The 12744-nt window shown below is 60.8% G+C and carries 12 protein-coding genes; 2 read left to right on the forward strand and 10 right to left on the reverse strand.

Annotation, left to right across the window (positions count from 1 at the left end; genetic code table 11):
- Nucleotides 1-7 precede the first annotated feature (7 nt).
- From B2U07_RS14130 to rpmH, 10 genes are all read right to left on the reverse strand, one after another.
- On the reverse strand, nt 8-397 hold the full coding sequence (locus B2U07_RS14130; RefSeq protein ID WP_275546289.1) for a F0F1 ATP synthase subunit I: 390 nt from the start codon (nt 395-397) through the stop codon (nt 8-10).
- A 130-nt stretch (nt 398-527) separates the two neighbouring features.
- Complete coding sequence (locus B2U07_RS14135; RefSeq protein ID WP_275546288.1) at nt 528-1397, reverse strand: ParB/RepB/Spo0J family partition protein; 870 nt, start codon at nt 1395-1397, stop codon at nt 528-530.
- 11 nt (nt 1398-1408) lie between these two features.
- Nucleotides 1409-2197: a ParA family protein gene (locus B2U07_RS14140; protein WP_013717985.1), complete on the reverse strand. Its 789-nt coding sequence runs from the start codon at nt 2195-2197 to the stop codon at nt 1409-1411.
- 12 nt (nt 2198-2209) lie between these two features.
- Entirely contained in the window at nt 2210-2857 is a 648-nt protein-coding gene (rsmG, locus tag B2U07_RS14145) for a 16S rRNA (guanine(527)-N(7))-methyltransferase RsmG (protein WP_197858793.1), read from the reverse strand.
- Nucleotides 2854-4746 (reverse strand): tRNA uridine-5-carboxymethylaminomethyl(34) synthesis enzyme MnmG, encoded by a 1893-nt coding sequence (gene mnmG / locus B2U07_RS14150; RefSeq protein WP_275546287.1) that lies wholly within the window; start codon nt 4744-4746, stop codon nt 2854-2856. Before mnmG ends, rsmG begins: the two co-directional genes overlap by 4 nt.
- A gap of 715 nt (nt 4747-5461) precedes the next feature.
- Nucleotides 5462-6829 carry a tRNA uridine-5-carboxymethylaminomethyl(34) synthesis GTPase MnmE gene (gene mnmE / locus B2U07_RS14155; RefSeq protein WP_212629421.1) on the reverse strand — a complete coding sequence of 456 codons (1368 nt, stop codon included), beginning with the start codon at nt 6827-6829 and terminating at the stop codon, nt 5462-5464.
- A gap of 151 nt (nt 6830-6980) precedes the next feature.
- Complete coding sequence (gene yidC, locus B2U07_RS14160) at nt 6981-8759, reverse strand: membrane protein insertase YidC (RefSeq protein WP_275546286.1); 1779 nt, start codon at nt 8757-8759, stop codon at nt 6981-6983.
- 2 nt (nt 8760-8761) lie between these two features.
- Nucleotides 8762-9007, reverse strand: coding sequence for a membrane protein insertion efficiency factor YidD (gene yidD / locus B2U07_RS14165; RefSeq protein ID WP_013717990.1), 246 nt, complete (start codon nt 9005-9007; stop codon nt 8762-8764).
- On the reverse strand, nt 9000-9401 hold the full coding sequence (gene rnpA / locus B2U07_RS14170) for a ribonuclease P protein component (RefSeq protein ID WP_275546285.1): 402 nt from the start codon (nt 9399-9401) through the stop codon (nt 9000-9002). The genes yidD and rnpA overlap by 8 nt, the downstream gene beginning before the upstream one ends.
- A 16-nt stretch (nt 9402-9417) precedes the next feature.
- Complete coding sequence (gene rpmH / locus B2U07_RS14175) at nt 9418-9552, reverse strand: 50S ribosomal protein L34 (protein ID WP_003246698.1); 135 nt, start codon at nt 9550-9552, stop codon at nt 9418-9420.
- Nucleotides 9553-10074: 522 nt separating this feature from the next.
- On the opposite strand from rpmH, the gene dnaA reads away from it, so the two are divergent.
- Together dnaA and dnaN are read left to right on the forward strand one after the other, a co-directional pair.
- The gene (dnaA, locus tag B2U07_RS14180; RefSeq protein WP_115290324.1) at nt 10075-11565 is read left to right on the forward strand and encodes a chromosomal replication initiator protein DnaA; all 1491 of its coding nucleotides are present in this window, start codon (nt 10075-10077) and stop codon (nt 11563-11565) included.
- A gap of 30 nt (nt 11566-11595) precedes the next feature.
- Nucleotides 11596-12699 carry a DNA polymerase III subunit beta gene (gene dnaN, locus B2U07_RS14185; RefSeq protein ID WP_197858701.1) on the forward strand — a complete coding sequence of 368 codons (1104 nt, stop codon included), beginning with the start codon at nt 11596-11598 and terminating at the stop codon, nt 12697-12699.
- The last annotated feature ends 45 nt before the right edge of the window (nt 12700-12744 follow it).

Genomic DNA, 12744 nt, shown 5'->3' on the forward strand with positions numbered 1-12744 from the left:
CAATGCTTCAGAAAACTTTCATGAGTAGGGGCGCACAGGCTGCTGCCAGAAGGGCAAGCAGATACCCGATGAAAAGCCTCATCGGGTCCAGTGGTTCAACCCCTACGAACGCCAGTGCAAACAGCACTGCCGTGATAATCCATTTACCCATGGCCCCGGCCCAGATCGACTGGACAATGGCCTTGGCCGAACGCGCGCCAAAGTAACGAAAGGCCTTGAATGCAAAATACGCGTTGGCCAGCAGGGCTATCAGCCCTCCCAGCAATGCCGAATAGGCCGCGACCCATCCGCCACTGACGGCAAAAATCGCTGTAATCACAGCCGTCACGATGGCCTGAAGAATCAGGATCGGAAAACCTGGCTGACGATGAAACGGGGCCTTACTGGGGATGCCCATCGACCTCTCCCTTAAAGCCACCGAATCTCGGCACATAGCCGACAAAATTGCGCGGGGAGTATATGGGCCAGCCTGCGCCCGATCAACCGTGCTGTAGTAGGAGTGAAGTAGGACTACAGACGGAATTGTTTCAACGAATGTGCGCCAGTACACCCTGCAATTCGTCGAGCGAGCTGTAGCGGATCACCAGCTGACCTTTTCCCTTGCTACCGTGCTTAATCTGCACGGGCGAGCCCAGACGCTCTGCGAGCTTCTGTTCCAGGCGACTGATGTCCGGGTCGGCCTTGGCCTTTGCCGGGGCCGGTTTGGCACTCAGCCACTGGCGCACCAGTGCCTCGGTCTGACGAACGGTAAGGCCGCGTGCGACAACATGTCGCGCCGCTTCGACCTGCTGTTCAAGGGGCAGACCGAGCAGTGCGCGGGCATGGCCCATCTCCAGATCGCCATGGGCGAGCAGGGTCTTGATCTCCTCGGGCAGGGCGATCAGGCGCAGCAGGTTGGTGATGGTGACGCGCGATTTGCCGACGGCATCGGCGACCTGTTGCTGGGTCAGCTCGAACTCCTGCTGCAGACGCTGCAGCGCCACGGCTTCCTCGATCGGGTTGAGGTCCTCGCGCTGGATGTTCTCGATCAGCGCCATGGCGATGGCGGCCTCGTCGGGCAGCTCGCGGACCATGGCCGGGATCTTGTCCTGGCCGGCCAGCTGGCTGGCACGCCAGCGCCGCTCACCGGCGACGATCTCGAAACGGCCCTCGCCAATCGGGCGCAGCACGATGGGCTGCATCACACCCTGGGCACGGATCGAAGCGGCGAGTTCTTCCAGGGCGGTCTGGTCCATGTCGCGGCGCGGCTGGTACTTGCCGCGCTGGATTAGCTCCAGCGGCACGTACTGCAATTCGCGCGTGTCGACCTGGGCGGCCTCTTCCTGCAGTGCGCTGACGGTGTTGCCACCGAGCAGGGCGTCCAGACCTCGACCCAGACCTCGTTTCTTCGCAGCCATGCGGATGTTCCTTAAGCGGTAGCGGTTTTCGCGGCGGCGCGCTGACGGCGCACCAGCTCGCCGGCCAAGGCCAGATAGGCGATGGCACCACGGGATTGTTTGTCGTAGACCAGCGCCGGCATGCCGAAGCTCGGCGCCTCGGCCAGGCGGACGTTGCGCGGGATCACGGCGTCATACAGCTTGTCGCCGAAGTGCTGCTTGAGCTGGGCGCTGACGTCGTTGGTCAGGCTGATGCGCGGGTCGTACATGGTACGCAGCAGACCTTCGATCTGCAGCTTGGGATTGAGCAGCTGGCCGATGCGCTGGATGCTGTTGACCAAGTCGCTAAGCCCCTCGAGCGCGTAGTACTCACACTGCATGGGGATGATCACGCCATCGGCGGCGACCAGGGCGTTGATGGTCAGCATGTTCAGCGACGGCGGGCAGTCGATAAGGATGTAGTCGTAATTCTCGCGGATCGGCGCCAGGGCGTAACGCAGGCGGCTCTCCTTCATCTTCATTTCCAGCAGCGCGACTTCGGCGGCCGTCAGGTCACGGTTGGCCGGCAGTAGCTGATAGCCTCCGTGCTCGGAGAACTGCATGGCCTGGCTCAGGTCGCACTCGCCGATCAGTACGTCGTAGATCGAGTGCTCGAGACCGTGCTTGTCGACGCCGCTGCCCATGGTCGCATTGCCCTGCGGGTCGAGGTCGATCAGCAGCACGCGGCGCTTGGTCGCCACCAGAGAAGCGGCCAGGTTGATGCACGTCGTGGTCTTGCCCACGCCGCCTTTCTGATTGGCGATCGCGAATACCTTGGCCATCTTCCTTCCCCCTTAGACCGAGCGACGCAGTATCAACAGATGGCGCTGGCCTTGGCAACCGGGAACCCGCAGCACGTGGGTGGCACTGAGACGGAAGTCCGCCGGCAGGGCCTGCAGCTCATCATCCGGATGCACACCCTTCATCGCCAGCCAATGGGTGTCGGCGCTGCCCAGGTGGCGTGTCCAGTTGCTGAAGTCTTCGAGGCTGCTGAAAGCCCGCGAACTGATGCCGTCGAACGCCTGCTCGGGTCGATAGGCTTCGACGCGGTTGTGGACAACCTCGAGGTTGGCGAGTTTCAGCTCCAGCTTCACCTGGACAAGAAAGCGGGTCTTCTTGCCGTTGGAGTCGAGCAGGGTGAAACGCCGCTCGGGGAACATGATCGCCAGCGGAACACCGGGCATGCCGCCGCCGCTGCCGACGTCCAGCCAGTTATCCCCACGCTCGGCTACGAACGGCACCACCGACAGGCTGTCGAGCAGATGGCGCGACACCATCTCGTCGGGGTCGCGCACGGCGGTGAGGTTGTAGGCCTTGTTCCACTTGATCAACAGGCCCAGGTAGGCGAGCAGTTGTTCCTGCTGTTGGGTGCTGAGCTCAATACCGAGTTCGCGGGCGCCTTGCAGCAGTTCTTCGGCGTGACGCTGAGTGACCGACATCAGGCGCTCTGCTCCAGTTTCTGCCCGGCGCTGCGCTTTTTCAGGTGAATCAGCAACAGGGAAATCGCTGCCGGCGTAACGCCGGGGATGCGCCCGGCCTGGCCGAGTGTCGCCGGGCGAGTGTTGCCGAGCTTGAACTGGATCTCCTTGGACAGCCCGGAAATGGCGCTGTAGTCCAGATCCTCCGGCAGTTTGGTGTCCTCGCTGGCCCGCAGCTTGGCGATCTCGTCCTGCTGGCGGTCGATGTAGCCGGCGTACTTGGTCTTGATCTCGACCTGCTCGGCGACCTGGTTATCCACAACCGGCGCCTCGGTCAGTTCGACCAAGGTGGCGTAATCGATCTCCGGACGCGCCAACAGGTTGAGCAGGTTGTACTCGTGGGTCAGCGGCGTACCGAAACGTGCGGCGATCGCATCGCCCTGCGGCGTGCCTGGACGCACCCAGGTGCTTTTCAGGCGCTGCTCTTCCCGAACGATGCCTTCGCGCTTGGCCTCGAAGGCCGCCCAGCGCTCATCGTCCACCAGACCCAGCTCGCGGCCTTTTTCGGTCAGGCGCAGGTCGGCGTTGTCCTCGCGCAGAATCAACCGGTATTCGGCGCGCGAGGTGAACATGCGGTACGGCTCCTGGGTGCCGAGGGTGATCAGGTCGTCGACCAACACGCCGATGTAGGCTTCGTCACGGCGCGGGCACCAGGCCTCTTTGCCCTGCGCACGCAGGGCGGCGTTGCAGCCCGCGAGCAGACCCTGGGCACCGGCCTCTTCGTAGCCGGTGGTGCCGTTGATCTGGCCCGCGAAGAACAGGCCACCGATGACCTTGGTCTCCAGGCTGTACTTGAGATCGCGCGGGTCGAAGTAGTCGTACTCAATGGCGTAGCCCGGGCGCATGATGTGTGCGTTTTCCATGCCACGAATGCTGCGCACCACCTGTAGCTGCACGTCGAACGGCAGCGAGGTGGAAATCCCGTTGGGGTACAGCTCATGGGTGGTCAGGCCTTCCGGCTCGATGAACACCTGGTGGCTGTCCTTGTCGGCGAAGCGGTGGATCTTGTCTTCGATCGACGGGCAATAGCGCGGGCCAACGCCTTCGATCACACCGGAGTACATCGGCGAACGGTCGAGGTTGGCGGCGATGATCTCGTGGGTACGCGCGTTGGTATGGGTAATCCAGCAACTGATCTGCTTGGGCTGATGTTCACGCTTGCCGAGGAAGGACATCAACGGCGTCGGGGTGTCGCCTGGCTGCTCGGTCATCACCGAGAAATCCACCGAACGTCCGTCGATGCGCGGCGGCGTGCCGGTCTTCAGGCGGCCGACACGCAGTGGCAGTTCACGCAGGCGGTGGGCCAGGGCGATGGAGGGCGGATCACCAGCGCGGCCGCCGGAGTAGTTCTGCATGCCGATGTGGATAAGTCCACCAAGGAAGGTGCCTGTGGTCAACACCACGGAATCCGCATGGAACCTGAGCCCCATCTGGGTCACCACGCCTTTGACCTGCTCGTTTTCCACAATCAGGTCATCGGCTGCCTGTTGAAAAATCCACAAGTTGGCCTGGTTTTCCAGAATCTCGCGTACCGCTGCCTTGTACAGCACGCGGTCAGCCTGAGCGCGCGTGGCACGTACCGCTGGGCCCTTGCGGCTATTGAGAATGCGGAACTGGATGCCGCCCTTGTCGGTAGCGGTGGCCATGGCGCCACCTAAGGCATCGATTTCCTTGACCAGATGGCTCTTGCCAATCCCGCCGATAGCCGGATTGCAGCTCATCTGACCAAGGGTCTCGACATTATGGGTGAGCAGCAGGGTCTTCACGCCCATGCGTGCGGCAGCCAGAGCTGCCTCGGTACCGGCATGACCGCCGCCGATCACGATCACGTCAAAACGGGAAGGGAAATCCACCACGCACCTCGTGCCTGTTGAGAAGGGGTCTGAAAGAAAGGCGGCAAGTATAGGGACTTAAGCCTGCTGAATGAAGCCTTCTGCACAAAAAATAGCCAATCGGTTGGTCACGTTCCTTTGCCAGCTCCTCGACCTGATCACCCTTGGCCTTGGAAGAAATGCGCTCAGGCTTATAAAGAATAGAAAGAGAGAATTTTTATAAAGCTTGTTCTTTATGTTTATGTATAGAGCCAGGCGTTTCTGTGGATAACATGCTACAGGCCTTGTCAGTTCTGCTGTACAGAGAATGATAAAGCTGTGTCGTTCCTGCTCGATTCCCTTGATAAAGCTGCTGAATCACTGTGGATGGAATGGCCAGTTACCCACAGGGGTTGTTACCCCCAGCTTTTTCATAGGGTTATGGGCAGGGTTCAGTTGCGTTTCTCCACAGGTTTTATCTGCCCCTGAATAACTCAGTAAATGCGCAGCAGTAGCCCATTCATTGGTAATCCATCAATCTCGGTTTGTGGGGGAATTCGCCCGGCGCGTAAAACCTGTCCGTTGTGTGTAGGAGCGGCTGCCCCACCGCGAATCAAGACGACGCGCAGCGGTTCTCGGCCCGGGTGAAAAGCCCAGGAATGACAAGGAGGGGAAGATTAATGGCGGGCACGCATGCTCTTTCGCGGATAAATCCGCTCCTACAAGAACCCTGTAGGCAAGAGCATGGAAGAAGGTTTCACTTGCCAATACAGAAGCTGGAGAAGATCCGTCCGAGCAGGTCATCGCTGCTGAAGGCGCCCGTGATCTCGCCCAGGGCCTGTTGCGCCATGCGCAGATCTTCGGCGAGCAGTTCGCCGGCACCCATCAGGGTGAGCTGGTTACGGCCGTGCTCGAGGTACTGCTCGGCCTGATGCAGCGCTTCGAGGTGGCGGCGGCGGGCGCTGAAGCCGCTCTCTGCAGTCTGTTGATAACCCATGCAGGCTTTCAGGTGCTCGCGCAGCAGTTCCAGGCCGTCTGCGGATTTGGCCGAGAGGCTGAGGGTGACATGGCCATCGGCGCTGGTTTCCAGCTTAACCGCCTCGCCGGAGAGATCCGCCTTGTTGCGGATCAGGGTGACCCGCGCCGGGTCCGGGCGCTGTTCGAGGAATTCGGGCCACAGGGCGAAAGGATCGGCAGCTTCCGGCGCGGTGGAGTCCACCACCAGCAGCACGCGATCCGCCTCGTTGATGGCCTTTAGCGCGCGTTCCACACCGATGCGTTCCACTTGGTCATCGGTGTCGCGCAGGCCGGCGGTGTCGACGACGTGCAACGGCATGCCGTCGATGTGGATATGTTCACGCAGCACATCGCGGGTGGTGCCGGCGATATCGGTAACGATGGCCGCCTCTCGGCCGGCCAGAGCGTTGAGCAGGCTGGACTTGCCGGCATTAGGGCGACCGGCAATAACCACGGTCATGCCGTCACGCAGCAGAGCGCCCTGGCCGGCTTCGCGCAGCACTGTGGATAAGTCGGTGCGAACGGCGTCAAGCTGGTTCAGCACATGGCCATCGGCGAGAAAGTCGATTTCTTCCTCGGGAAAGTCGATGGCGGCTTCGACATAGATACGTAACTGGATCAGCGATTCGGTCAGCGCATGCACGCGTTTGGAGAATTCGCCCTGCAGTGAGCGCAGCGCATTGCGCGCGGCCTGTTCGGAGCTGGCTTCGATCAGGTCGGCGATGGCTTCGGCCTGGGCCAGGTCGAGCTTGTCGTTGAGAAAGGCGCGCTCACTGAACTCACCGGGCCGGGCCAGACGCGCGCCCAGTTCCAGGCAACGACGCAGCAGCAGGTCGAGCACCACCGGGCCGCCATGACCCTGCAACTCCAGCACGTCTTCACCGGTGAAGGAGTTCGGGCCAGGGAAGTAGATAGCCAGGCCTTCGTCCAGCGGCAGCTCATGCTCGGCGAAGAATGGGCCGTGATGGGCGAAGCGGGGTTTCAGCTCGCGTCGGCAGATGGCCTGCGCCAGTTGCCCGGCCAGCGGGCCGGACACCCGTACGATGCCCACGCCGCCACGGCCCTGTGCGGTGGCGACGGCGGCGATGGTGTCTCGGGCATGGTTCATGGTGTTCTACTCGCGGCTGGTGGGCAGTTGTACGGGTTAAATCATCGTGATCTGGGCAATCCGTCGCGAATGAATTCGCTCCTGCAGGGAGGCGGATAGCAAAACGCCCCAATCATGGGGCGTTTGCTTGATGCTTGAAAGCCTTGGTGAATCAGGCGTTAGCCGGTTTCGCTGCCGCCTCGATCTTGCGCGTAATGTACCACTGCTGGGCGATGGACAGGCAGTTGTTGACCACCCAGTACAGCACCAGACCAGCAGGGAACCACAGGAAGAAGAAGGTGAAGATGATCGGCATCAGCTTCAGCACGCGGGCCTGCATGGGGTCCGGCGGCGTCGGGTTGAGCTGCTGCTGGATGAACATGGTCGCGCCCATGATGATCGGCAGGATGAAGAACGGATCCTTGATCGACAGGTCGGTGATCCACAGCAGCCACGGTGCCTGACGCATCTCGACGGATTCCAACAGCACCCAGTACAGGGCGAGGAATACCGGCATTTGCACCAGGATCGGCAGACAGCCGCCCAGCGGATTGATCTTCTCTTTCTTGTACAGCTCCATCATCGCCTGGGACATCTTCTGGCGATCGTCACCGTGCTGCTCTTTCAGTGCCTGCAGTTTTGGCGATACGGCACGCATGCGCGCCATCGAACGGTAGCTGGCCGCGGAGAGTGGGAAAAAGATCAGCTTGATGATGATGGTCAGGACGATGATCGACCAACCCCAGTTGCCGAGCACACCGTGGATCACTTCCAGCAGCCAGAAGATCGGCTGGGCCAGGAACCACAGGAAGCCGTAATCGACAGTCAGTTCCAGGCCCGGGGACAGGGTGCCCAGATGTTCCTGCAGCTTGGGACCGGCGTAGAGGATCGCGCCGGTTTCGGCTTTGGCGCCGGCAGCGACCTGGACGACCGGGCCGGTGAAGCCGACGATGTAATTGCCCTGGCTATCCTTGCGGGTCTGAATCTGGTTGGTGGCATCGTTGTTCGGCACCCAGGCGGTGACGAAGTAGTGCTGCAGCCAGGCGACCCAGCCGCCTTGCACGCTTTCCTTGAACCAGGCGTTGGGGTTGCCTTCGCGGCGCTTCTCGTCCTGCTTGTCGATGTCCTTGATGGAAATCTTTTTATAGGGCTCACCAGGAGTCCACAGCGCAGCACCCAGGTAGGTGGCAGTGCCGGTAGCGGTGGTCGAGGAAGGATCACCGCTGCCGTCGCGCTTGAGCTGGGCGAACAGGTTGCCGCTCCAGGCCTGGTCGCTCTGGTTGTCGATCAGGTAACGCACATCGACCTGGTAGGCGGACGCGTCGATGCAGCCAGGCTTCTTCAGCTCCTGCTCACGCGCGGAGCACTGCGGGTTCAGGCCGCGTTTCAAGCTGTAGCGCTTGATGTAGTTGACGCCGTTCTCGCTGTAGGTGAGATCGACGACCAGGCTGTCCTGGCCTTCGGCCAGTTCGTAGCTCTGCTTCTCGCTGGACCACAGGGCGCGGCCGCTGGATTTGTCCGGAGCGTTCTGGCCGATCAGGCCGCTTTGCGCCAGGTAGGTGCGCTCGCTGCCGTTGTCGAACAGCTGGAACGGCACGTCCGGACGGTCCTGGCGACGCGGGTACTGGGGCAGACGCAGCTGAACGATATCGCCACCACGCGGGTCGATGGCCAGATCGAGGACATCGGTCTTGACGCGGATCAGCTCGTCGCTGGCTACAGCGGTCGGCGCAACGGCAGCTGCAGTGGGCTCTGTCGTGGCAGTGGGGATGTCGTCGTTGCCGCTGCTGGCGGTAGCCACGGGCGTATCGGGCAGGGAAGGCGTCGCAGCGGTCGAGGTACTAACCTCGGCTGGCAAGGCAGCCTGGCCATAGTCCTCGTTCCATTGCAGGACCATGAGGTAGGACACGACTGCCAGGGCGACGATCAGGATCGAACGTTGGATATCCATGATTATTCGGCCATCGAAGGGGAACGGGATGTTTTTACGGGTGGAACCGGATCGAAACCGCCGGCATTCCAGGGGTGGCAGCGACCGAGACGGCGGGCTGCCAGCCAGCCACCACGCAGGAAGCCATGTTGCTCGATGGCTTCGTAGGCATAGCAGGAACAGCTGGGGTAGAAGCGACAATGACTGGCCATCAGCGGACTGATGGCGTAGCGATACACCTGGATACAGGCTAGAGCCGCTTTACGCATGGGGGTTGTCGCTTGTCCCGGGGGAGAGGTCGTCGTCGCGACTGGGCCGGCTTCGGGCCAGGCGTTTCCAGAGTTTGCCGAACTGCTGAGCGAGTTCGCCGTTCTCCAGATCGCCTAGCCCTTTGCGGGCGACCACCACGATATCCCAGCCCACCAGGTTGTCCTGGTTGAGGCGGAAGGATTCGCGGATTTGACGCTTGATGCGGTTGCGCTCGACGGCGAGCTTGACGCTCTTCTTGCCGATCACCAGACCTAGGCGGGGATGATCAAGCTGGTTATCGCGCGCTAGCAGCAGGACACTTTTGCCCGGAGCTTTGCCGCTTGGGGAGTCGAAGACTGCCTTGAAATGCCGGGGAGTCAGCAGTCGCTTTTCCCGGCCGAAGCCTCGACTCACCACCTGTCTGGATGAATTAGACAGTCAGACGCTTGCGGCCCTTGGCGCGACGACGCGACAGGACGGCACGGCCGTTCTTGGTGGCCATGCGGGCACGGAAACCGTGGGTGCGAGCGCGCTTGATGGTGCTGGGTTGGAAAGTGCGTTTCATGGTGCGTTACCTAGGTGATCGACTAGGGTCGGAATGACCCCGGTTTAAAGAGACCGGCAATTCTAGAGAAAGCCGCGCGGTAGGTCAATTTCCAACCAACCTTATTCGCCAGATAGAAATAGAAAGAAGGAAAAGGGTTTAAAGCTCTTTTTCTATGTTTATGTTGATTAGCCTTGCCATGGGTTGTGGACAACCCTCTGTTCGCTGCGTACTCCCTGATCCAGCGCCAAGGATAAGTCTGTCCAAAAGGCGTGCTTCTACTGTGCGCGTCTTGCCTACAACCTGAGGATGGACTGCCGGTTTACCCACAGCCGGGCTATCCGCACGTTCATCCCCAGAGTTTTGCAGAAGCTTATCGAGCGCTTATCCACAAGGTTAATGACGTCGATTGATAGATCTGGTGAATGAAACTAAAGCTTTGATTTTACTTGGCCATCTGCCGCATGTGGTGTGGATAACTCGAACGTTGGCCGCTACAATGACGGCTGTTTTTTGCACCGCCGCCTGGATAGGGGATAGTCAGTGTCAGTGGAACTATGGCAGCAATGCGTCGAGCTTCTGCGCGATGAATTGCCAGCCCAGCAATTCAACACCTGGATCCGTCCTCTGCAGGTCGAAGCCGAAGGCGACGAGCTGCGTGTGTATGCGCCTAACCGTTTCGTACTCGACTGGGTCAACGAAAAGTACCTGAGCCGTTTGCTCGAGTTACTTGGCGAGCGAGCTGGTGGTCTGGTTCCTGCGCTCTCCTTATTAATAGGTAGCAAGCGTGCAGCCACCGCGCGGGTCGCGCCTACTGCACCGTTGCCTGCTGCCGCGCGTGCTGCTCAGGTTCAGGCTGCCGCTGCGGTAAGCAAGCCTGTTCCTCCGCCGGTGCAGGAGGAGCCCTCGCGAGCCAGTTTCGATTCGATGGCCGGCTCGGCGCCGCAACCACCAACACCTGCCGTGGCGCCTCGTACTGAACGTACCGTACAGGTCGAAGGTGGGCTCAAGCACACCAGCTACCTCAATCGCACCTTTACCTTCGACAACTTCGTCGAGGGTAAATCGAACCAGTTGGCGCGCGCCGCCGCCTGGCAGGTGGCCGACAACCCCAAGCACGGCTACAACCCGCTGTTCCTGTATGGCGGCGTCGGCCTCGGCAAGACCCACCTGATGCATGCCGTCGGCAACCATCTGCTGGCGAAGAACCCAAACGCCAAGGTGGTGTACCTGCACTCCGAGCGCTTCGTCGCCGATATGGTCAAGGCGTTACAACTCAACGCCATCAACGAGTTCAAGCGTTTCTACCGTTCGGTGGATGCGCTGCTGATCGATGACATCCAGTTCTTCGCCAAGAAGGAGCGCTCCCAGGAGGAGTTCTTCCATACCTTCAACGCACTGCTCGAAGGCGGCCAGCAGGTGATCCTCACCAGCGACCGCTATCCGAAGGAGATCGAAGGCCTGGAAGAGCGGCTGAAGTCGCGCTTCGGCTGGGGCTTAACCGTGGCCGTCGAGCCGCCCGAGCTGGAAACCCGTGTGGCGATCCTGATGAAGAAGGCCGACCAGGCCAAGGTCGATCTGCCGCACGATGCGGCGTTCTTTATCGCCCAGCGTATTCGTTCCAACGTACGTGAGCTGGAAGGCGCGCTGAAACGGGTCATCGCTCACTCGCATTTCATGGGCCGCGACATCACCATCGAGCTGATCCGCGAGTCGCTCAAGGATCTGCTCGCTCTGCAGGACAAGCTGGTCAGCATCGACAACATTCAGCGCACGACTGCCGAGTACTACAAGATCAAGATCACCGATCTGCTTTCCAAGCGTCGTTCGCGCTCGATTGCCCGGCCGCGTCAGGTGGCCATGGCGTTGTCCAAGGAATTGACCAATCACAGCCTGCCGGAAATCGGCGTGGCCTTCGGCGGTCGTGATCACACCACGGTGTTGCACGCTTGCCGTAAGATTGCTGAACTTAGGGGATCCGACGCGGACATCCGCGAGGACTACAAGAACCTGCTGCGTACGCTTACAACCTGATCGCAGCTCCACGAGGCAAGGGACTAGACCATGCATTTCACCATTCAACGCGAAGCCCTGTTGAAACCTCTGCAACTGGTCGCCGGTGTCGTGGAACGACGCCAGACGCTGCCGGTTCTGTCCAACGTCCTGCTGGTGGTCGAAGGCCAGCAGTTGTCGCTGACCGGTACCGACCTCGAGGTCGAGCTGGTTGGCCGCGTCACGCTGGAAGATGCTGCCGAGCCAGGCGAGATCACCGTGCCGGCGCGCAAGCTGATGGACATCTGCAAGAGCCTGCCGTCCGATGCGCTGATCGACATCCGCGTCGATGACCAGAAGCTGCTGGTCAAGGCCGGGCGCAGCCGTTTCACCCTGTCGACGCTGCCGGCCAATGACTTCCCCACCGTGGAAGAAGGCCCGGGCTCGCTGACCTTCAACCTTCCGCAAGCCAAGCTGCGTCGCCTGATCGAGCGCACCAGCTTCGCCATGGCTCAGCAGGATGTACGTTACTACCTCAACGGCATGCTGCTGGAAGTACAAAGCGGTCTGCTGCGCGCGGTCGCCACCGATGGGCACCGTCTGGCCATGTGCTCCATGGAAGCGGCCATCCAGCAGGACGGCAAGCACCAGGTCATCGTGCCGCGTAAAGGTATCCTTGAGCTCGCCCGCCTGCTCACTGAGCAGGACGCCGAAGTGAGTATTGTGCTGGGGCAACACCACATCCGTGCCAACACAGGCGAATTCACCTTCACCTCCAAGCTGGTGGACGGCAAGTTCCCGGACTACGAGCGTGTGCTGCCGCGTGGTGGAGACAAGCTGGTATTGGCGGATCGTCAGGGCTTGCGTGAGGCGTTCAGCCGTACCGCGATTCTCTCCAACGAAAAGTATCGTGGCATTCGTCTGACCCTGGCTGCCGGCTTGCTGAAAATCCAGGCCAACAACCCAGAGCAGGAAGAGGCCGAGGAAGAGATCGTTGTTGACTACAACGGCAGCGGCCTGGAAATCGGTTTCAACGTCAGCTACCTGCTGGACGTATTGGGTGTGATGGGTACCGAGCAGGTGCGTCTGATTCTCTCCGACTCCAACAGCAGTGCCCTGCTGCAGGAAGCCGACAATGACGATTCGGCTTACGTCGTTATGCCGATGCGTCTGTAATAGCTGTTCAACGGGTAATCGGCTTCAACACAATCAGCTTTGGCA

This window comes from Pseudomonas sp. UBA7530, assembly GCF_002479365.1.
Classification (GTDB): Bacteria; Pseudomonadota; Gammaproteobacteria; order Pseudomonadales; family Pseudomonadaceae; genus Aquipseudomonas.